We start from the raw sequence: 22980 nt of genomic DNA, 5'->3' as shown, positions 1-22980 counted from the left end.
ATTTATAGCGAGCTCTGACTCTCATGGCTAAACAACCTAACAATACTTCCAATCAAAAGGCCGTGCATCGTTACTCGTTGCTCATGGCTTTATTCATCATTGCAGGTCTTATCGTGCTGGGTAAGACGGCCTACATCATGTTTGTACAACATGATTATTGGATTGCCGTGGGCGCGAAGTTTGAGAGCCGCTTCAAGCCACTACCTGCCACCCGAGGAAACATCCTATCGGCAGACGGACAGGTGCTAGCTACTTCGTTGCCAGAATATCGCATCTATCTCGATCCCATGTCCTGGGAACCCGATTCTGCTCGACGAGAAAAAGACCAAATAAAGCGTGACTCTATCCTCCACACCAAGATGGACAGCATGCTTACTGGCATGAAACGCATTATCCCAGACTTAGATGTGGCTAAAACCAGAGAAGCCATACTAAAAGGACGTGCCAAACGAAGTCACTCGATTTCACTCTATCCCAAACGCGTCACTTACATTCAACTAACGGAGTTGAAAAAAGTGCCTCTGCTCAATCTCCCCGTTGGCAAAAGTGGACTCTACACAGAGGAATTCCGCCGTCGCAAAAATCCTTATGGACGTCTGGCCATTCGCACTATTGGCAATCTACGTAGCGAGAATGACGAACCACTCAATGGTTTGGAATTAGCCTTCGATTCGGTATTGAGTGGAAAGCCAGGCATCTATCACAAACAAAAAGTCTCCAACAGATACATCAATCTGGTGGACACCCCTGCCGTGGATGGCTACGATGTGGTCACCACCATTGATGTGGGGATGCAGGATTTGACAGAAAAAGTACTTGGAGATCAGCTCCGCTCTATTGGGGCAAGAGCAGGTATGTGCATTCTCATGGAGGTGCAAACAGGAAATGTGAAGGCAATTTCCTCCCTTTCACGTCTTGAGAACGGCAATTATGCAGAGATTGACCCGCGTGCTGTGACCAATATGATGGAACCTGGCTCTGTGTTCAAGCCCATGTCGTTTATGGTGGCCATGGACGATGGCAAGATTACCATGAACACCACCTGCAACACAGGCAATGGTATTCGAGAAATGCACGGTCGAAAGATGCGCGACTCTGACTGGCGTAAAGGCGGTAATGGTGTACTCACAGTCCCCGAGATTATTAAAAAATCATCGAATGTCGGAGTGAGCACCCTCATCGACAATGCCTATGCCAGCAATCCCGACCAGTTTGTGTCTGGACTGCAGCGCATCGGTATCATGGAAGATCTTCATATCCCCATTCCAGGCTACAAAAAGCCTCGCATTCGCTATCGTAGAGACAACCCCGATCGTTGGTATGGAACCACACTCCCTTGGATGAGCATCGGATATGAAACACAGATTCCTCCCATTTCCACGCTTACTTTCTACAATGGTGTGGCCAATGGTGGCAAACTTGTTGCGCCTCGCTTCGTAACAGAGGTGCGCCGTGGAGAGGAGGTGATGCAAGAATATCCCACCATAGTACTACGCGAACGCATGTGCAAACCAGATGTACTGCGCAACATCCAAATCTGCTTAGAAGGAGTGGTAGGCAAGAACACGGGTACGGGCAAATTAGCTTACTCCAAATACTTCTCAGTAGCAGGCAAGACAGGAACAGCACAGATTTGGAGCAAGGGGGGCTTTGCCTCCAACTATTTAGTGAGCTTCGCTGGATATTTCCCAGCCGATCGCCCACAATACTCCATGATTGTCTGTATCGAAAAGGGAGCACCAGCCTATGGGGGTATCCACTGCTGCCCAGTATTCAAAAAAATAGCAGAAGGAGTGATGGCCAAGAATCGAAAAACGAACTACGAAGCCGCCATTGACACCACCGCACACCGCACTGCTCCACCCATGATGCAAAGCGGTAATTTGGTCACCCTCAGCCAGGTGCTCAAAGAACTACAAGTTCCCCACCACAACAACTACCGCACATCCGAAGGTCTCGCATGGGGCGCACCAACTCACCAAGGGTCAGTAACGCTCAACAATGAAACAGCCACTAGAGGTCTACCTTCCGTCATCGGCTATGGCTTGCGAGATGCCGTGTATCGCCTAGAACGTATGGGTGTAAAAGTGAAGACCACAGGATTTGGTCACGTTGTCGCACAAAGCCTCCCAGCCGGAACACCCCTAAAACGAGGAATGGTCGTAAAGATAGCCCTCTCTATGGAGCGTAAACCCCAAATTGACATGAGTGAGATCGAAACAACGGAAACTGCTTCTGAAGCATCTGCCACCGCTGTTGCAGTGACTCATCCACAAGGCAGCGAAGCAAAGCCTAAAACAGAGACCTCACCCCCTAGCACTGTTGCTAAATCTGAGCAAAAATCAGAGAAAAAGGTAGAGAAGAAGACAGCTCCCACTGAAAAAAAGGAAGACAAAACCAAGAAAAAGGAAGAAGCCTCCCCTAACAAAACAAGTTCTTCTAAAGAAAAGGGAACACTGAAATCAAAAACAACTTCTAAATCGGAAGAAAACACGAAAAAAGAGAAGCCGAAGAAAGAAGACAAAGCAGTGAAGAAGGAAGAAAAACCTTCAAAGAAAGAAGAGGGTACAAAGAAAAAAGACTCTTCCTCTAAAGAGAAAAAGGAAACTCCTGCTCAAAAGAAGGTCGATTCTTCCAAGAAAAAAGACGAGACTTCCAAAAAGAAAGACAGCACTGCCAAACCTAAGGAGACCGCAGTCAAAAAGAAAGACGACGTTTCCCCAAAAACCAATAAAAAACAAGCATAACGTGTTTCTACACGCATAGCAATATAGCACTCAGCCTCAATGATTTTAAAAGAAATTCTCAGCCATGTAGAGATTCTCGAGAGCCATGGCGACCTAAACTGCAACATCTGCGGCATCGACATTGATTCCAGACAGGTCACAGAAAATCATCTTTTTGTTGCTGTCAAGGGCACTCAAACTAATGGTCACGCTTTTATCGAAAAAGCAGTGGAGCAAGGTGCGCGCGCAGTGGTAGTGTGTGAGGATTTCCCCTCCAATCTCTCCGATAAGGTCACCTTCGTCCGTGTGGCTGACACCGAACAAGCTGTGGGCGTGATTGCCACCACATTCTATGGCGATCCTACGGGCAAATTTACCCACTCTACCCCCACGTCTTCAAACACTAAGACTCAAACTCTACCGAGCTCTTCATCAGAGCCAACTTCAAAAAAAACACTGAAACTGGTAGGAGTCACAGGAACCAATGGTAAAACCACCATCGCCACTGTGCTCTATCAGCTTTTCCGCGGACTTGGCTACAAAGTTGGCCTGGTATCGACTGTGTGCAACTACATCGACGACCATGCCGTGGAAGCCACTCACACCACTCCCGATCCCATCTCCCTCAACAAGCTCCTTGCCGATATGGTAGAGGCAGGCTGTGAATATGCCTTCATGGAATGTTCTTCACACTCCATCCACCAGCATCGCATTGGTGGTCTCAAGTTTATGGGAGGGATTTTCACCAATCTCACCCGCGACCACTTGGATTATCACAAGACCTTTGAGAACTATCGTGATGCCAAGAAGATGTTCTTCGATGGTTTGGACAAATCTGCCTTTGCCATCACCAATCTCGATGATCGCAATGGCGCAGTCATGGTGCAAAATTGCAAAGCACAAGTACGCACTTACAGCACGCGCAGCATGGCAGACTACAAAGGCCGCATCGTAGAAGAAAGCATCGAAGGTATGTTGCTCGACATCAACGGTAGTGAAGTGAGTGTGCCCTTCGTTGGTCGATTCAATGTAAGCAATCTGCTCGGTGTCTATGGGGCCGCTGTAATGCTAGGCGAAGATGCATCCGAAGTGCTCCGCGTGCTCTCCACCCTTCGTCCTGTCAATGGTCGTTTTGAGGCTATCCGCTCTCCCAAAGGATGCAGTGCCGTCATCGACTATGCCCATACTCCAGATGCCCTCGAAAATGTGCTCACCGCTATTCAGGAAATCGTAAACGGCAAAGGACAGATCATCACTGTCTGCGGTGCTGGTGGCAACCGCGACAAGGGAAAACGCCCACTCATGGCGCAGGAAGCAGTCAAACGCTCCGATCGTGTCATTATCACCTCAGACAACCCACGTTTTGAACGCCCAGAAGACATCATTGCCGACATGCTTGCTGGCTTAGATGAAGCAGGACGTGCCAAGACGCTAACCATTACAGACCGCCGCGAAGCCATTCGCACAGCAGCAGCTTTGGCACAAACAGGCGATGTCATCCTCATAGCTGGCAAGGGACACGAACCTTATCAGGAAATCGAAGGAGTAAAACACCATTTCGATGATCATGAGGAAGTGCGTGCCGCCTTTGGCATCTCCTAGTATTCCCTCTCTTTTGTTACCTCTCAACACGCATCACCACTTTTGATGCACCCACTCATTCATATAGTATAGGACAATGCTCTACTATCTCTTTCGTTTTCTCGAACAATTCGGCATCCCTGGTTCCGCCATTTGGGGATATATCTCATTCCGCGCCTTGTTGGCACTGATGCTTGGCCTCATCATCTCCATGTGGTTTGGAGAACGCTTCATCCGCTATATGCGCCGTCGCAATATTGGCGAAACAGCACGCGATGCTAGCATCGATCCTTTCGGCGAAAAGAAAGTTGGTGTCCCTTCCATGGGAGGCATCATCATCATTGTCGCCATACTCGTGCCTACACTTCTCCTCGGACGTCTGCGCAACATCTACACCATCCTCATGATTGTCACCACATTGTGGTTCGGACTTCTCGGTTTCTTAGACGATTATATCAAGATATTCAAGAAGAACAAAGACGGATTGGCAGGAAAGTGGAAAATTATAGGGCAAGTCATCATGGGTCTTATAGTGGGACTCACCCTCTACCTTAGTCCCGACGCTGTGATTCGCGAAAATGTGGAACGCGGTCGCGTAGGAGACAAAGTGGAGATTGTGCACAAAAGCGAAGCTGTGAAGAGCACTAAGACCACTATCCCCTTCTTTAAGAACAACAATCTCGACTATGCCGACATCATCGGTTTTGTTGGCGACCATAAACAAGCCGTAGGCTGGATGGTTTTTGTATTGATGGTGATACTCGTCACCACAGCCGTGTCCAATGGTGCCAATCTCAACGACGGCATGGATGGCATGACAGCGGGGAACAGTGCTTTCATCTGTATCGCGCTCGGCATACTAGCCTATGTGTCGAGCCACATCGAATACGCCTCCTACCTCAACATCATGTTTGTGCCTGGTTCCCAAGAGTTAGTCGTCTTCATCTGTGCCATGGTGGGAGCACTCATCGGATTCTTGTGGTACAATGCTTATCCAGCACAAGTGTTTATGGGCGACACGGGCTCACTCACCATCGGAGGCATCATTGCCGTCTTTGCCATCATTATTCACAAGGAACTCTTGATTCCTATCCTCTGTGGGGTCTTCTTTATCGAAAGTCTGAGTGTCATCATCCAAACACAAGTCTTCAAATTCTTCAAGCGCAAAGGCAAACGTGTCCGTGTGTTCAAGAGCACTCCCATCCACGACACCTTCCGTCGTCTCGACAGCCAGCTCGATCCAACTTCCAAGTACATCTTCCGCAACTGGCCTCGTGGTGCATGGCATGAATCAAAGATTACCGTGCGTTTCTGGATCACTACCATCCTCCTTGCCGCACTCACCATCATCACACTGAAGATTCGCTAATCCCTTCTCCCAGCAAACCCTCTCCTCACGATGAAACTAGCTGTTCTCGGTGCCGCCGAAAGTGGTGTTGGTGCCGCCATCCTTGCTCAACAAAAAGGTTATGATGTCTTTGTCTCTGACATGGGCACCATAAGTCCGCATTACAAAGAGATGCTTGATACCCACCACCTCGCGTGGGAAGAAGGCCAACACACGCCCGAGCGCATCCTCGATGCCGACGAAGTGGTGAAAAGCCCGGGTATCCCCGACAATGCTCCTATGGTGGTGGCACTGCGAGAGAAAAACATCCCCATCCTCTCCGAACTCGAGTTTGCCGCGCGCTACACCAATGCCAAGATGCTCTGCATCACTGGATCAAACGGCAAAACCACCACGACTTCCCTCATCTACTATATCCTCGAATCAGCAGGATTCAACGTAGGATTGGCTGGCAACATCGGCCGCTCACTAGCCCTACAAGTGGCCGAGATCGAAGACAAGGGAGATCGCGACTGGTATGTATTGGAAATCTCTTCTTTCCAACTCGACAATATGTACGATTTTCGTGCCAACATTGCCGTTTTGCTCAACATCACTCCCGACCATCTCGACCGCTACAACTTTGAGATGATGCGCTACGTACGCTCTAAAATGCGCATCACTCAAAACCAAACAGCAGACGACTGCTTCATCTATTGGGCAGACGATGAATATATTCCTAGCCAGCTGGCTACGCACGACCACGGTCAGCGTATGCTTCCCTTTGCTGATCATCAGCGCGAAGGCATCGTAGCCTACGGACAAGGCGAGAGTGGCAATGATTCTTACGGTTTCGCTGACGGGGCGCAACTCAAGGTGGACGAACCACATCCGTTTGAAATCGCCCTCTCTCAACTCTCACTGCCTGGCAAACACAATCTCCGCAACTGCCTTTCTGCAGCTCTTGCAGCTCTTGCAGCTGGCGTAGACGAAGTCACCCTTACGCGCTGCTTGAGCGACTTCTCAGGCGTGGCACACCGTCTCGAACGCGTAGGCACTTTTGATGGTGTGCACTATATCAACGACTCGAAAGCTACGAATGTCGATGCCTGCTACGTTGCACTCGATGCTCAGACCACCCCTGTGGTGCTCATCGTCGGTGGACTCGACAAAGGCAACGACTACTCGACACTTTTCCCCCTCATCACCCGCAAATGTCGCGCCCTCGTTTTCCTCGGTGCTAACAATGCTCCCTTGCATGAAGTCTTCGACAATCTCTGTGCAGAACACGGCATCGCCATAGCCGACACAAGTTCGATGTTCGACTGCGTAGCCGCATGCGCTAATCTTGCACAAGAAGGCGACACAGTCCTTCTCTCTCCTTGCTGTGCCTCATTCGACCTCTTTAAGAACATGGGAGATCGTGGTGATCAATTCAAAACACTCGTACGCCAACGCTAATCTCTTCTCTTCATGAAGCATAATCTCTTACAAGGCGACAAAGTCATCTGGGCCATCTTCATCTTGCTCTGCATCATCTCCGTTGTGGAAGTGTCCAGTGCGGGCTCCTATCTCGTGCTTAAAGAGGGGAGTTTTGCCAAACCCATGATACAGCAGGCTACCTATGTCACCGTTGCTCTCTCGGCTGCTTGGGTGCTTCATCACATCCCCTGTCGCATCTACAAAGCTGTCATGATCTTTGGCAACCTCATTTGTGTCCCTCTGCTCATATATGCTTTGCTCAATGGTCAGATGCTGAACAATGGTGCGCGCTGGGTCAGTTTTCTAGGCCTCTTCAACTTCCAGCCCTCCGAACTGTCAAAAGGGGTGTTGGTCATCACCGCTGCAGCAGCCATCGCTAGTTGGCAAAAAGATGGGAGAATCAGTGCCACCACCTTCAATGGCATCGTCATCTGCGCTCTAGTGCACTGCGGACTTATTGTCACTCAAAATTTTTCCACAGCAGCCATCATCTTCGCTGGTGTCAATGCCATGTTTATCCTATATCGTCCTCCTCGCAAAGCGATGATTAAGACATATGGCATACTGGCTGGTCTATTTTTGTTTGCAGCCATCAGCATTAGTTTTCTGCCCAAAGATCCTGATGCGGAGATTTACAAGAACCCCCTCATGCATCGTGTCACTACTTGGCGATCTCGTGTTTCGGGCGACAAGAAGATTGTCATGACTCCCGATCCTAAGGATTTTGAAGTCACCGATGGCAATCGTCAAGTGGTCAATGCACGCATCGCTGTGGCACGTTCACACGGCACTGGTGTACTCCCTGGGCGTTCCGTTCAACGCGACTATCTCTCAGCAGCATATTCGGACTTCATCTATGCCATCATCGCCGAAGAACTTGGGCTTGGTGGTTGTATCCTAGTAGTGATGCTCTACCTATGGCTCCTTTTCCGCTGCGGGCGCATCGCTTCGCAAACCGACCGAGTCTTCCCAGCTGCTGTGGCCATGGGTTTTGCCATCATGCTAGTGGGGCAAGCTCTCATCAACATGGCCGTAGCTGTGGGTCTTGGCCCTGTCACGGGACAACCCCTTCCACTCATCTCCAAAGGGGGAACAGCTACCATCATCACAGGAGCCTACATCGGCATCATCCTCTCTGCAAGCCGCACCATAAAGCGCAAACGCCCCGATGATGCAGCAGCCATCACCGATGCTCCTGACGCTATTACAGCAGCTGAATTCACCAAAGATTAACTTCTAGCTCTTCGCTTGTCATGAAGCAAATACTACTCTTTCTGCTTTTACTGCTGACTACACCTACGTTTGCGCAGTCTTCTAGCACTGCTTCGCTCAATCAAGACATTGAAATAGAGTTCAAAACCACAATGGGGGATTTTCGCGTACGCCTTTTCAGCGACACTCCCATTCATAGCCAACACTTTGCTCAGCTCGTCCGCGAGGGGTATTACGACGGACTCCTTTTCCATCGTGTCATCCGCAACTTCATGATTCAAGCTGGCGACTCGACCTCACGCACCGCTAAACCCAACCAACCCTTGGGAGAAGCCGACCGCAACTACACCCTCGCCCCAGAATTTCGCACACCTCTCCACTATCATCACCGCGGAGCCTTGGCGGCAGCACGTGAAAGTGATGATGTGAATCCAGAACGCAGAAGTAGTGCCACCCAGTTCTACGTAGTATGGGGCAAACGATGGACGCCTAACGAACTGGCCAACGTGCGTGAACATGTGGATGCGGAAACAGGAGCTAATGGCCTCATCACTGACAATATGGCTCTAGACTACTACACGCGTGGCGGATCGCCCCACCTGGATGGTCAATACACTGTCTTTGGAGAAGTATCGACAGGGTTAGAGATTATCGACAAAATTCAAAAGGTCAATACCGATCGCAATGACCGCCCACGCGTTGATGTGCGGATTCTTTCTGCCCGCATACTTACCCCCACACTCCCCTAGTCTCTGACTATTCGTAGTGATTGCTCATTGCTAACTTCACTTTTGGGTTGATTCTGCATTCCTTTTCCCAAATACCCCCTTACTTATATAGGGGTTGAAATAGGGGAAAAGCGTGAAAAATCAACCGAAAAGTGAAGTTTTTTCTTGAGTCACCCCTAATATTGAAAAGTACACAAAGCAAAATCAAGTATATTGAATGATATTCTGTCCTCAATTTGCCTATCATACGACAGAAGAAGCATGTGAGCATTTGTGATCTCACCTCCATCATTTTGGCATTGATTTTAGCCCCTCGTTTTTCTCGTGTACGCGCGCGCATCCCTGGAGATTTAGCTTTTTTGCATTCACAACCTTCACACAACGGAGCGTAAAATGGTGATTTAAGGTTTTCTCACACCATCAGCAAAATCATGACTCAAAACACCTCCCGCGAGCCATATTTTGGAGTTCTACATGCAATTGAAAGATCACTTAGTTAAAAAATGTCCGAAATACACGTTTAAAACCCTCACTCACATATATTTACAGAGCTTTCTGTGAAGGTTGTGAAAGCAAAAAGCACAAATTTGCTGTAGTGTGCGGGCGCGCACGCGCGTGAGAAGGCTGAATAAACACTAATTCACAAAGATGGTTTTTAGTGCTTTTCATCTCAAGTAGAGCTCTCTTCAAGCTAATCACAAAAGAGTCGGAGATTCTTTCATGAATCTCCGACTTTTTCTATAAACTCTCCTAGAGTTGAACAGCAGTCCTCCTAGAATTTGAGCGAGAACTGCTACAATATCGTATAAATCTTACCAGCGATTACAACAAGAGACACAAAATCTAACAAGATTTTCTGTGATATGCGAACTTAGACTAGACAACTTGGAGAAAAAATGCAAGAAAAAGGGCGCGAAATATCTCATAACACCCTACCATACCATAAAACGACACACCAGAAAGCAGCGGAGCTACTTCCTGGTGTGATCGTTCGTCAGTAACGAGCGTTATAGTCATCGTTTAGTGGGACGAAGGAGAGAGAGAACTGAAACCAAAGGGTTCAGGAGGTGTTTTAATAAGCAATTGGTGCGTCAGTCTATCTCGTATGTGGTTGTCAAGGTCTTGGCGACTCTTGAGGTAGGGAATCATTGGTGACGGCCATCTTCAACCCCTCTTGCACTTGGCGGTAAGGATTGTGAGCCGCATCTGTGCTGTCAACAGACTGAGTTGCTTCTATAGCTTGCAAATCCATCGGTACACTTGTCGTTTTGTCGATAGCTTCCTCTGCTGTACCTACGACGGCCACAAGAAGAGCCACCGCTGCTGCAGCACGCCACAAAGGACGAAGGCGAGCACCGATTGTCATCTTGATGGCACGCACATGCATTTCGGGCATATCTCCCTTTGCACGCAGACGAGCTAACACCTTTTCGTCAAAATCTGCACCAAGTACTTTGGGAGCTTCGGCTTCTTCGGCAGCAAATCGGAAGATTGAAGCATATTGCTGCAAATGACTGGGCACGTTGCTCTCCGCGAAGAAAGCACGGAGGATGCGTTCTTCAGCCACTGAAGTTTCAGCTGCGAAGTAGCGTTCAATCAATTGTTCAATGTACTGGTAGTTCATGACGAGAAGTTTCTTAGGATAATTAGAGGTGAGACCTCAAATGACTGAGTTTGTCTTTGAGAGCTTGTCTAGCGCGGTGTAGCGTTACTTTGACATCGCTTTCGGAAATATCCATCGCCGTGGCTACTTCTTGATAACTATGTCCTTCAATGTCGCGCAACTGCAATGCTGTACGCTGTTTCTCGGGCAATGTCTCAAAAGAGCGGCGCACCCAAACTAGTCGCTCATCAGCTTCTAATTGTGCATCGGGGAGCGCGGTCGTGTCGGCTGGTGCATCAAAATTAGCATCTATAGTCGCGTGCTGAGCATCTTTGCGCTCTGCTCGGTCAAGAGCTAGGTTTCGACAGATAGTCAAGCAATAAACTTCCAAATTATCCACTTCGGTGAGCGTCTTGCGACGTTCCCAAACACGGACGAGGGTATCTTCCACCACGTCTTCAGCTTCGAGGCTGTCGAGGGTGATGCGCTGCGCCAAGCAATAGAGCTTATGTTTGAGCGGCAGCAAGTCATTAAGGAAGTCTATTTCTTTCATGCCTCTATAGGTAAGACGGACAAGGGGGAGGAAAAGTTACAAGAAATCGCATTTTTTTCTCTGAAAAATTTCTTTTTTTGCTGAGCTATACTAGAAACCCCCAATCATACACCTGATAAACAATGAGATACAGTAAAAAACGCACTAATGGAAAATGTGGATATTTGTCTAATGTTTGGAAGAAGATAGAGAAAAAAAGAACTGTCTTGAAGCAAAAGATGAAAAGGATGATTATACTAAGGGAACTGTAGGAATCACTTTTTCCGTCACAATGATGACTTTCTCATCTTGGGCGGTGGTGCAAGCAAAAAGATAATACTCACCACCTTCCGCTAGTTTAAGTCGTTTGCGGAGTTCTGCCACTGAAGTGGGAAAGTTGCGCACGGTAAGATTAGCTTTCTTCAAAGCCGTAATCGTGCGGAGTGCTTTCTTTTGAAAACCTACGACCTCGAGAATACGAAAACAGCGGGCGGGCAAAGTGCAGTCGGCGTGCTCACCCACAAAGAGGTGGGTGTTGGGATGAAGCTTTTTCAACCCATATCGCATACCAAAAGTTTTATAGCCTCCAGCCTTCATGACTGCTGCGTCAGGTTCGTAGAGATATCCCTCTATCAGCGAAGCCATGGGGCAAAGCGTTGTCTGCTCTTCTTGCTGCGTGAAGGCAAATATTCCTTTTTCACTCGTACAAATCCAGCGTGTCGCAGTTCCTGATGTTGGTTCTTCTGAACTCGCGCGGGATCTAGTTTGTGTTTCTCGCTGTAAACTTAAATCACACAACAAAAGTATTTCTTTGCACTCTCCATCAACTGCCACCACGTGGGCTTCATTCACACACCCAAGCGCGGTGATGGCTTGGTGCACATCCAACATGGGAGAGAGTTTCACCAACAACCATCTCGCCTTCTCGCGCAACTTCGGCAACAGTTCCAACACATTGGGTGTGCAGTCCTCGATACGGACTGTTTTTCGACCATGTTCGTCACGCCGCGCCGGGTCTAGATAGACCAAATCCACCGATTTCATCGCAGAAAGATGAGTCACAGCATCTCCACAAAGGCAGTTTGCGTGCGACAATCCTAGCAAAGGGAAATTATGAAGAGCGAGTTGCACCAATTCTTCTCGTTGCTCTACATAAGTGGCCTCATCAAACAAAGGAGCCATAAACGAGAAGTCTACTCCAAGTCCACCAGTGAGATCTACCATTGTCTTGAGATGAGATTCAGAAGAAGTGCTTGTGGTAATGATACGCTCCACCAACTTGGCTTTATACTCAGCTGCAACCTGGCTACTACATTGTTCTAAAGACAAACGAGGGGGATAGATGAGTGTAGAAGATTCAGTCCAACGGGGAACTTTGGCAGAGAGCTTTTGCCAACCTTCGATTTGGCGTACGATAAAAGCTGATTCCTCTTTGTCGAAGCCCATTTTTTCTCCTTGATTAGCCAAAACAAGAGCTACAGCATCGGGACGTTCATGTCGATGTTCCGCGATGAAATCGGATGTTTTTAGTAAAAATACCGAAAAATCTGGGTTCATATCACTGAGGGTCTAAAAGACTTGAAAGTTATTAAGGCGTTATTCTATCGCACCACTTTGTAGTGTGCTTTGGCTTGTGCGCGAGTTTTGAAATTGAAATGCCACCATTCTGTGGGCAAGACTTTGAAGCCTCCGGCTGCCATGGCTGTGCGCAACCATTGTCTTCTCTGGATATGCTCTTTCTTGAGCCATCCTCTTTCTAAAAATTCGGTTTCATCGCGCACATGAGCAAGTTTTCCTAGATAATCAATAGGTGTTCCCATCGACAAACCGGTGGTGTCTCCTGCGGTGTGCAAAAGTTTCCCCTGAGCATTGCGCACATCGTTGCGCCAGCAGAGAGTGATGTCTACTGCTAAGCCATAATTGTGCAGTCCTCCGCCATTCTTAGGATTGCTCACATAGATGGACTTAGACGTCCCTGCTACGATATTCCACATTTGCTGTTGCACTGACATAGGGCGCGTAGCATCATAGACCTTCAAACTAAGTTCGGGGTGTGCTTTTTGCAAAGCTGTTTGGGCTTTCTTCAATGCAGCTGCCGTTTCGGGAAGAAGGTAAGCGCGATGCAAGTCGCGATACATCACTCGTCCAACAAAATTGTCCGCACGTGCATACATAAGACTAACATGAATATCAGGAATCACCGTAGTAACGTCCACTAACCCTTGTGCTTCCATCCGCTGCTCAGTGGGAGACTTGGTCTGGGAGATCGATATAGCTACATGAGCATTCGGAACACTCCCCCACAAAGATAAAAGATAGAGGGAAAAAGAAGCAATGCACATAGGATGAGAAAACGGATAATGATGGATTTGCACGTAACATCAACAAAAGTCGAAGCACTAAACTCTAGTGCCTAGGTTGGTGTTCCCTACAAAAATACGATTTTCTAAGAACAACACGAAGCTTAGCTCCCACGAATTGAGTAACTTTGTCGTTCATTAAAGGATAGTTTAGTCTGAAATACAGATATTCTACTTCTAACTCTTTGAATACCGCCCATGCGCTTTTCCCTTTTTCTCTTTTTAAGTGGCTGGTTTGTCGCATCTTTTCTGCCCCTCTGGGCGCAAAATGTAGTCTCCATCGGAGGGCAACCCTTGCCCCCTCAGCCATATCGGTCTTCACTTTCACGCATTGATGCTTTGGAAGTAGGAGGGTCGCTGGGAAATGTGCTTGTGATGGATCAATATCAACGCGCTTGGACTAGTGGAACAGCTCTGTCTAATGTGATATTCACGCTGCGCCATCGCACTTTATCTGATTCTACAGACCTTTTTGCCCGCGATTATAATCACCCCACCTGGGGGCTTTCACTACAATGGGCAAATCTTACTCGCGCCACGATGCAAAAGAAGGCTTCCTCGGCTTGGGGGCTGCTGCACCCCGTGAATTACACCTCACATCCTGGTCATCTTCTTGCACTCGTGGGGAGTTTTTCGCGACCGCTCCAACGTGGTTCTTGGGGAGAATGGGGGTATGCCATTGAGGAAGGTTTAGCTTTTAACACGCATCCTTATAATAAGAAGAACAATGCCGACAATGAACTCACAGGTTCTTCTTTGCTTTTCCATTTTGGAGCTAGTCTTTACGGAGAACTTCGACTTTCCTCTCGTATTTCTCTGCGCGCGGATTTGGCTTTTCGACACGTGAGTAATGGGGCGACCTATCGTCCCAACAAGGGGGCGAACATGTGGCAACCTACACTCGCATTGCAATACGAGCTTCAACCTATCTCTTTCAGAAAAGCTGCGATGAAACCGAGCATTTTCGACCAAACAGGCGAAAGAAACGCGGTGAATTCGGGGAGTTTTCCCAAATTCTCACCGCACTGGTTTGTTCATCTAGAGGGGAATTTAGGGATACGCACGCTACTCGAAGAATGGTTGCGCACGCAGTATAACACTTCTCCCTCAGCTCCCGACTATCGCACTGATCACTTCAAACGATATTACGTCTATAATCTTCAAGGCGATGTAATGCGTCGCTATGCACGCCGTTGGGCTGTCGGTGGAGGGTTGGACGTTTTCACCTTGCCTTATGTCAATGAACTCCGCAATTATGCGCCTCATCATGGAGAAGGACGCAAATATGCTCCGCTTTCTTTGGGCATAGCATTGAAACACGAGAGCTACTATCAAAGATTGTCGAGCTATGTCCATCTGGGCTACTATCTATTTAGAGAGACTGGAGGACTGCCTTCCACAGACGAGACACCCTATTACGAACGTGTGGGACTGCGCTATCACTTGGGAAGCCTTTCGCAAGGATTGAAGCACCAGGGACTTACTTTGAGCCTCGGGATAAAAGCGCATAAATTGAAAGCGGACTTTGCAGAAATCGGCATCGGATGGGATTTTTAGGTGGTTATCTCAAGAGAATTGCGTATCTTTGTCGCATATTCTATCACTCTATCCAAACATTCCAATGAACTTCTTCAGCAAACTTTGTCTAGGAGCCATGTTGATGACATGTTCGCTCCCGACGATAGCACAAACGACGAGCTGGCGCAAGGGAGCACTTTATCAACTCCAAGCTACAACCTCGGGACGCGTGCTTGATGTTTCGGGCTCAGCAGCCGTGACTGCGCCCACCGATGCCCAGCGCACACAGCAATACTGGACGATCGCTCCGCTTTCTGGAGCATGGCGCATCCTTAACCCCTTTACCCAACAAGCGTTGCGACACAACGGTAACCGCGTGGAGACTGGGGAAATCAATGGTTCGGACGAAAACCAAATGTGGAGCATCGAACAATCGCCTGCTGGTGTGGTGCTTGTGCCAGCAACACGTCGCGACAAAGCTGTCAGTTTGGACAAAAATGGACACTTTCACCTCGTTGATTTGGCGAGTTTGAAAGGAAAACAACCTCAACTTCGCGCTGTTGCGGCAGGTGTTTCGGGATTTGACGATCAACAAACGTATCGTTTGCGTCTTGTCAACAAACCAGGTTTTGTGTTGGGTAACGGAGAAGTGGCTGAAAATGGTCGTCCCATCTTAGCAGAACCTCAAGACTCTACGCATCGCGGTCAATACTGGTCGGTGAAAATGCTCGATCTCAACCGCCGCGTGGTGGAAAATGCTTATTTTGTGCAACATTTTGACGATGGCGGCAACAATGCTTCGATTGACTACTTGTTGCAGTGGCCGGCTTCGCTGAGAAATCCCGGAAATGCGCAACTCACCATCCTGCCTGTTCCTGGACAAGAAGATGCTTACGTCATTGCTTCTTTCAACAAAAAAGAGAAGATGTTTGCGTTGCGCGGAGATGAAATGAAAATTGTGCCGCTCAATCTCAAAGATTCCACGGCTTGGGTGGCTTTTGACGAGGTGAACAAGCCTAAAATCAAATCTCCTTGGTGGGAAGATGAAACCATCTTTGCGCTCAATCGCTTGCCTGCTCACGCCACTTATCAGCCTTATGCGAGCGAAGCAGAGATGCTCAAAGACAAGACTTTCTACAACACCCCATGGTCTGTGCCAGTGAGCGATCGTTATCTTTCGCTCAACGGCACGTGGAAGTTTAATTTGGTGAGCGAACCCAAACTTCGTCCCACAACTTTCTTCCAAGAAGGCTTTGATGTGTCAAAATGGGACGACATCCCTGTGCCTTCTAACTGGGAGATGCAAGGATATGACCATCCTATCTACTGCAATGTGGAATATCCTCACGCCAACACGCCACCTTACATCATGGCGCGTCCAGGATACAACGATGGCGGTGCGAACTATGGTATCAACCCCGTGGGTTCGTATGTGCGCACCTTCAACCTTCCCCAAGGATGGTCGAAACAACGCACCATCATTCACTTTGCTGGCGTATATAGTGCCGCAATGATTTGGGTGAATGGCCACTTTGTAGGCTACCGTCAAGGAGCGAACAATGTGAGCGAATATGATTTGACACCTTATCTCCGCGAAGGTGAAAACCGTCTTGCGGTGCAAGTGTTTCGCTGGAGCGATGGCTCTTACTTGGAATGCCAAGATATGTTCCGCATGTCGGGCATCTTCCGTGATGTTTATCTCTTCAACGTGCCCACTGCTTACGTGTTTGACCACAACATCACCACAAGTCTCAGCCAGAACTACAAAGATGCGACGGTGCATTTCAACTTCAGCGTGAGAAATCCTAGCAATCAAAAGCAAGAAAAGCAACTCGATGTGAAGGTGTTCGACCCCAAGGGTAAACTGGTGGCGAAAGACCTCTTACAATTCACCGCAGAAGCGCGCAAAGACTCCACCTTCAGCCAATATGCACTCCATCTGAAGCTCAACGATGTCGCTCTCTGGACTGCAGAAACTCCCAACCTCTACACCGTGCGCTTCGTACAACGCGATGCACAAGGACAAGAGGAAATGGCATGGAGCACCAAAGTAGGTATGCGCGAAGTGAAGATCCAAGGCTCACTCCTCTATGTCAATGGTAAGCGCGTCTTCTTGAAAGGCGTAAACCGTCAAGACACCGATCCCAAACTCGGCCGTGCTGTGACGAACGAAACGATGCTCCGCGACATCTTGTTGATGAAGCAAAACAACATCAACACGATTCGCACCTCACACTACCCCAACAATGCGCGCATGTATGCGATGTACGACTACTATGGTTTGTACACCTGCGACGAAGCTGACCTCGAAGACCACGCTAACCAAAGCATCTCCGACCTCAAGAGTTGGGAACCTTCTTTCGTGGATCGCATAGACCGCATGGTTAAGCGCGACTTCAATCACCCCTCTGTCATCATGTGGAGCTTGGGTAATGAAGGAGGTAATGGTGAAAACTTTGGTGCTTGCTACAATCATGCCGCAAAGCTCGATCCTACACGCCCCATTCACTACGAAGGCACACGCATCCACCGTCCCTTCGGTGGAGAACGCTTCTCGGATATGTATTCTAAGATGTATCCCGACATGAACTGGATGAGCCAATACACCAACAACATGGACAAACCCATGTTTATCTGTGAATACGCTCACGCCATGGGTAACGCTATGGGTAACTTTGGTGCTTACTGGGATGCCATTGAAGCCAGCAACTCTTGCATCGGTGCTGCCGTTTGGGACTGGGTAGACCAGACCATCTACGATCCAAAGGAGATGAAACAAGGCATCTATCGCCTCCACACTGGCTATGACTACCCTGGTCCTCACCAAGGCAACTTCATGAGTAATGGTATTCTCCCCGGCACACGTGAGGAGAGTGCGAAACTCAAGGAGGTGAAAGCAGCACACCAGTTTGTGAAATTCCGTCTGGCTAGCCTAGATACGCAAAAGAACACGGCACAAGTGGTGGTGCGCAACGGATATGCTTTCACCAATCTCCGTGACTTTGATCTCCACTGGAGCACTTTGCGCAATGGATATGCTCAAGGCACACGCAAGATGAAGCTCCCCACTGTGGCTCCTGGCGACAGTGTGATGCTCACCCTCGCACTTCCCAAGGTGAAACTTGCGAAAGCTACAGCCAATGGCGAAGAATGGATGCTCAATCTCTATGCTTTCCGTCGTGCTGCCACTCATTGGAGCAACAAGCAGCACGAAGAAGCGATGAAACAATTCGTCCTCTCTCAACGCTCTCCTTTAGCTCAAGCACAATCTCTCGCTGCAGAAGTCAAAGAAGCCCGCAACGGCAATGAAATTTCCTACACTGCCGACCAAGTGCAACTGACTTTCGACGCGAAGACAGCCGAACTAAAGAGCCTCCGTTGGGGTAATCGCGAAATCCTCGGTCAAGGTCTCAACCTCGACTACACCAACTTCCGCTTCATTGAAAACGACCGCCAGTCCAACGCCAGCAATGGTATGGCTGTAGAAGGCAAGATTTCAGCTTCTCGCACGGCTGATGGTTACCAAATCCTCACCAAGCGCAGCGGTAGTTTGAGTGATATGACCATTCTCTACACCCTTCGTGGTGGAAATGTGGTAGACATGAACGTGCAGTTTGATCCTAAGCGCGGAGACCTCCGTCGCACCGGTTTCCAAGTCGGTCTCGACAGCACGCTCCAGCACATCAACTACTGGGCACTCGGTCCTTGGGAGAACTACAACGACCGTCGTGACGGTGTCACCGTGGGACGCTACTCCACCACTCCGCTCAGCTCGATGGAAAGCTACATGAAGCCCCAAAGTTCTGGCTATCGCTACGAACTCCGTGAAGCCACTTTCACCGACAAAAAGGGGCAGGGTGTACGCATCGAGACCGAAGGTGAAGTAGGATTCTCCGCCCTCCCTTACAGCGAAGAAGATTTAGCGAAAGCTAAGCACGCATGGGAATTGGTGAAACGTCCTTATCTCGTGCTGCAAATAGATGCTACTTATCGCGGTGTGGGCAACGCTTCCTGCGGTGGTGTAGACACTATCAAGCCTTTCTGGGTGCCACAAGCTCCACAATCATTCCGCTTGCGTCTTACGCCTGTGAACCTCACCAAGTAAACAGCAACGATTGATTGCAAACGCAACAACCTCCAGCGGAGTTGTACCAGTCTTTTCTGGTGCAACTCCGCTTTCTTTTTCTCCACATTCAGCAGCCAACTCCAAAGGGATACTGGGTAACCCGAAGTCAACTTCTTTGTATTTGTTCAAACCACTGGTTTTTTGTAACTTTGCTCCAACCACTATCAAATAAGATTTCTCTGTAAACAACTATATCCCAATATGGCGCAAGAAGCACTCACCCCAATGATGAAGCAGTTTCACGATATGAAGGCGACGAATCCCGATGCGATTCTCCTCTTCCGTTGTGGCGACTTCTACGAAACCTATAGTGACGACGCGGTGGTGGCTTCACAAATCTTGGGCATCACGCTCACCAAACGCAACCAAAAAGGTTCGTCGGGTTCTATTGCTATGGCTGGCTTTCCACACCATGCGCTCGACAACTACCTCCCACGCCTCATCCGCGCTGGACATCGTGTGGCAATTTGCGACCAACTCGAAGATCCCAAACTCACTAAAAAACTCGTGAAGCGTGGCATCACCGAATTGGTAACGCCTGGTGTGGCACTAGGTGACAACGTGCTAGCGAGCAAGGAAAACAACTTCTTGGCAGCCATTCACTTCGGAGCCGCAAGCGTGGGATTATCTTTGTTGGACATTTCCACGGGAGAATATCTGGTTGCCGAAGGAGATGTGGAATATATCGACAAACTTTTAGCTGGATTCTCCCCTAAAGAAATCCTAGTGGAACGCGGTTTGAAGGGAAAGTTTGACAATCTCTTCGCTGGAAAATATTTTGTTTTTGAACTCGACGACTGGGCTTTCGCCGATGTTTCTGCGCGCACCAAAGTGCTGAAACACTTTGATGTCAAGAATCTCAAAGGCTTCGGCATCGACCACCTCCATGCTGCCATCACAGCAGCTGGAGCCATCTTGACCTATCTCGAGCAAACGCAGCACCACCACACCGACCACATCACACGCATCACACGCATCGAAGAAGAACGCTTCGTGCGCCTCGACAAGTTCACCATCCGCAATCTCGAATTGGTGAGCACCAACCACGGCGACGGACGTTCGCTTCTGCAAGTGCTCGACCGCACCCTCACCCCGATGGGAGCGCGCCAACTGCGCCGATGGGTACTCTTCCCCTTACGTTCGGTCAAAGACATCAACACGCGCCTCGACAGTGTGGAACAATTCTTCCGCCAACCCGAATTTCGCGAACTCTGCGAGATGGAACTCGGCAAGGTGGGCGACCTCGAACGCATCGTTTCTAAAGTAGCTACAGGACGCATCAACCCTCGCGAAATGCAACAACTCCGCGCAGCCTTGGAAACGGTAATGGTGCTCAAAAACGTGTGTTTGGCTTCTCCACAAGAAAGCATCCGCGCCATTGGAGAAAAACTCGCGCCTTGCACAGAACTGCGCCAGCGCATCGAACGCGAACTGCGCCTTGACCCACCACTATTGGTGAACAAAGGGGGAGTCATCAACGAAGGAGTGGATGCGCAACTCGACGAACTGCGCAACATCCAGACTTCGGGCAAGGACTACTTGCTCCAAATCCAAGAGCGCGAAATCGCACGCACCGGCATCCAAAGTTTGAAGATAGGATTCAACAACGTCTTCGGCTACTACATGGAAGTGCGCAACACCTACAAAGAGTTTGTGCCCGAAGAGTGGATTCGCAAACAGACCCTGGTCAATGCGGAACGCTACATCACGCAAGAGCTCAAAGAATATGAGGAGAAAATCCTCGGTGCGGAAGACAAGATTCTCATTCTCGAAACCCGCCTTTATGGTCAGTTGGTGGCTGCTGCAGCGGAGTGCATCGTGGCACTCCAACACAATGCTCAAGCCCTCTCCGACCTCGACTGCTACCACTCTCTCGCCCATCTGGCTAGAACGCAAAAATATGTACGCCCCGTGGTGGGTGACACCACCACCCTCGACATCAAAGCTGGACGTCACCCCGTGATCGAAACCTTAATGCCCGTGGGGGAAGAATACATCGCCAATGACATTCTGCTCGACACCGAGAGTCAGCAAATCATCATCGTCACCGGTCCTAACATGGCGGGTAAGAGTGCACTCTTGCGCCAAACAGCCTTAATCACCCTCCTTGCGCAGATGGGATCTTTCGTTCCTGCCGACAGCGCACGCGTAGGATTGGTCGACAAAATCTTCACCCGTGTTGGAGCATCCGACAACATCTCCGTGGGTGAGAGTACGTTTATGGTGGAAATGAGCGAAGCCGCCAACATCATGAACAATCTCACGGAGCGTTCTCTCGTGCTTTTTGACGAACTCGGCCGAGGCACTTCCACCTACGATGGCATCTCCATCGCCTGGAGCATCGTGGAGCACATCCACGAGAATCCTACTGCTCATGCGCGCACGCTTTTTGCCACCCACTATCATGAGTTGAACGAGATGGAAAATCGCTTTGCACGCATCAAGAACTACAACGTGTCGGTGCGCGAAGTGGATCACCGCATCGTTTTCCTCCGCAAACTCGCACGCGGTGGTAGCGAACACTCCTTTGGTATTCACGTGGCGCGCTTAGCCGGTATGCCCAGCAACATCGTGCGTAGAGCCGAAAGCATCCTCCACCATCTTGAAGCTAACCGAGCCGACGACCGCGAAAACGTAGGAGCGACTTCAGATGTTACCACCGAAACACTCAATGTAGCAGCTCCCAACACCCAACTGTCGTTTTTCCAACTCGACGACCCCGTGCTCACGGCTGTGCGCGATGAGATACTCCATCTCGACATCAACAATCTCACCCCTATGGAAGCCCTCAACCGCTTGCATGAAATTCGTAAAATTCTCACCGGACAGGCCTAAGGTCTGTTCTGGTGAGTAATTGTTTATACCCCTATTCTTCTCGGAAAGTCAGACAAGCTCTCAGTGAGCATCTGCTATTCACTCCATCCCTCTAATCCTATTTATTCATCCTAAAATCTTAACATCATGATGAAACGATTGCTTAGTTTTTGCCTCGTCTTTGCACTTGGCACCCTCCTCGCCGTCGCAGGCGAAAAAATCACCTACCGTTTCGCTCCAGAATTGGGCAAAACCCTCACCTATCGCATGACTTCTACGATAGAATACTCTAACTCCAGCAACAACCCCAAGAAGATGGAAACGAGTATGACAACTCATATCAAGGCAACCTCACTGGAAAATGAAGTCTATACGATGAACATGAGCATGGCCGACCTCGCTATTTCTCTTCCAGATATGCCCCAAAATGCAGCAATGGAAGCTATGTTGAAAAAATTCAATGAGCAGATTTCTCAAATCACGATCACCAGCCAAAAGGATAAACATGGTAACGTGAAAAATGTAGAAATCAAAGGACTACCCCAAGAGTTGTTGGGGCAATTTTTCTCGCAATTAGAGCAAATGGAGCTTAACAGCCAGATTCAACACTTCCCAAGCACCCCCATTGGTGAAGGTGACACCTGGAAAAACAACATCAAAGACGACCAAAGGGAGATGCAAGTAGAATATTGCTTGACGAAGATTACACCAAGCACTCTGACCATCAAGAGTAAAGGCGTATTGAAAATGAACACAGAGAATAATCTCACCTTTGAAACTGAGGTACAATACGATCGCACCACTGGCCAGCAAATACCAGGCACCATGACGATGGATTTGCAAGGCACCATGACGATGGATTTGCAAGGCACCGTAAAGACGAACAATAGTCCTAGCCTCATCAAGACTAAGGTGACCATGTAAGCCAAAACACAGCATCCCCATTGACCATATCGGTGTCAATGGGGATG

Annotated in this window: 14 protein-coding genes; 10 read left to right on the top strand and 4 right to left on the bottom strand. The window is 49.0% G+C overall.

Annotated elements, in window-relative coordinates:
- Positions 1-23: 23 nt before the first annotated feature.
- From HMPREF9999_RS03855 to HMPREF9999_RS03830, 6 genes are all read left to right on the top strand, one after another.
- Complete coding sequence (locus HMPREF9999_RS03855) at positions 24-2747, top strand: penicillin-binding transpeptidase domain-containing protein (RefSeq protein WP_009437084.1); 2724 nt, start codon at positions 24-26, stop codon at positions 2745-2747.
- Between the two features lie 39 nt (positions 2748-2786).
- Positions 2787-4328, top strand: a complete 1542-nt coding sequence (locus HMPREF9999_RS03850) for a UDP-N-acetylmuramoyl-L-alanyl-D-glutamate--2,6-diaminopimelate ligase (protein WP_009437083.1) — start codon at positions 2787-2789, stop codon at positions 4326-4328.
- Positions 4329-4404: 76 nt separating this feature from the next.
- Entirely contained in the window at positions 4405-5676 is a 1272-nt protein-coding gene (locus HMPREF9999_RS03845) for a phospho-N-acetylmuramoyl-pentapeptide-transferase (protein WP_009437082.1), read from the top strand.
- A gap of 30 nt (positions 5677-5706) precedes the next feature.
- Entirely contained in the window at positions 5707-7095 is a 1389-nt protein-coding gene (gene murD, locus HMPREF9999_RS03840) for a UDP-N-acetylmuramoyl-L-alanine--D-glutamate ligase (protein WP_009437081.1), read from the top strand.
- Between the two features lie 12 nt (positions 7096-7107).
- Positions 7108-8349 (top strand): FtsW/RodA/SpoVE family cell cycle protein, encoded by a 1242-nt coding sequence (locus tag HMPREF9999_RS03835; RefSeq protein ID WP_009437080.1) that lies wholly within the window; start codon positions 7108-7110, stop codon positions 8347-8349.
- A 20-nt stretch (positions 8350-8369) separates the two neighbouring features.
- Positions 8370-9077, top strand: a complete 708-nt coding sequence (locus HMPREF9999_RS03830; protein ID WP_009437079.1) for a peptidylprolyl isomerase — start codon at positions 8370-8372, stop codon at positions 9075-9077.
- 1093 nt (positions 9078-10170) lie between these two features.
- On the opposite strand, the gene HMPREF9999_RS03825 is transcribed toward HMPREF9999_RS03830, so the two are convergent.
- From HMPREF9999_RS03825 to HMPREF9999_RS03810, 4 genes are all read right to left on the bottom strand, one after another.
- Positions 10171-10680: a hypothetical protein gene (locus HMPREF9999_RS03825; protein WP_009437074.1), complete on the bottom strand. Its 510-nt coding sequence runs from the start codon at positions 10678-10680 to the stop codon at positions 10171-10173.
- Between the two features lie 22 nt (positions 10681-10702).
- On the bottom strand, positions 10703-11212 hold the full coding sequence (locus tag HMPREF9999_RS03820; protein WP_009437073.1) for an RNA polymerase sigma factor: 510 nt from the start codon (positions 11210-11212) through the stop codon (positions 10703-10705).
- 231 nt (positions 11213-11443) lie between these two features.
- Positions 11444-12748 (bottom strand): THUMP-like domain-containing protein, encoded by a 1305-nt coding sequence (locus tag HMPREF9999_RS03815; protein WP_009437071.1) that lies wholly within the window; start codon positions 12746-12748, stop codon positions 11444-11446.
- Between the two features lie 44 nt (positions 12749-12792).
- Positions 12793-13425 carry a M15 family metallopeptidase gene (locus tag HMPREF9999_RS03810; RefSeq protein ID WP_009437070.1) on the bottom strand — a complete coding sequence of 211 codons (633 nt, stop codon included), beginning with the start codon at positions 13423-13425 and terminating at the stop codon, positions 12793-12795.
- A gap of 324 nt (positions 13426-13749) precedes the next feature.
- On the opposite strand from HMPREF9999_RS03810, the gene HMPREF9999_RS03805 reads away from it, so the two are divergent.
- From HMPREF9999_RS03805 to HMPREF9999_RS03790, 4 genes are all read left to right on the top strand, one after another.
- Complete coding sequence (locus tag HMPREF9999_RS03805; protein ID WP_044063043.1) at positions 13750-15108, top strand: acyloxyacyl hydrolase; 1359 nt, start codon at positions 13750-13752, stop codon at positions 15106-15108.
- 64 nt (positions 15109-15172) lie between these two features.
- A complete protein-coding gene (locus HMPREF9999_RS03800; protein WP_009437067.1) occupies positions 15173-19174 on the top strand; it encodes a glycoside hydrolase family 2 TIM barrel-domain containing protein in 4002 nt (1333 codons plus the stop codon).
- A gap of 222 nt (positions 19175-19396) precedes the next feature.
- On the top strand, positions 19397-22030 hold the full coding sequence (mutS, locus tag HMPREF9999_RS03795; RefSeq protein ID WP_009437066.1) for a DNA mismatch repair protein MutS: 2634 nt from the start codon (positions 19397-19399) through the stop codon (positions 22028-22030).
- Between the two features lie 126 nt (positions 22031-22156).
- On the top strand, positions 22157-22933 hold the full coding sequence (locus HMPREF9999_RS03790; RefSeq protein WP_009437065.1) for a DUF6263 family protein: 777 nt from the start codon (positions 22157-22159) through the stop codon (positions 22931-22933).
- Positions 22934-22980 lie beyond the last annotated feature (47 nt).

The sequence above is a fragment of the Alloprevotella sp. oral taxon 473 str. F0040 genome (assembly GCF_000318095.2).
In the GTDB taxonomy this organism is placed as follows: domain Bacteria; phylum Bacteroidota; class Bacteroidia; order Bacteroidales; family Bacteroidaceae; genus Alloprevotella.
The sequence above is the reverse complement of the archived record's forward strand: the minus strand, read 5'-3'. Positions and strand labels throughout refer to the sequence as shown.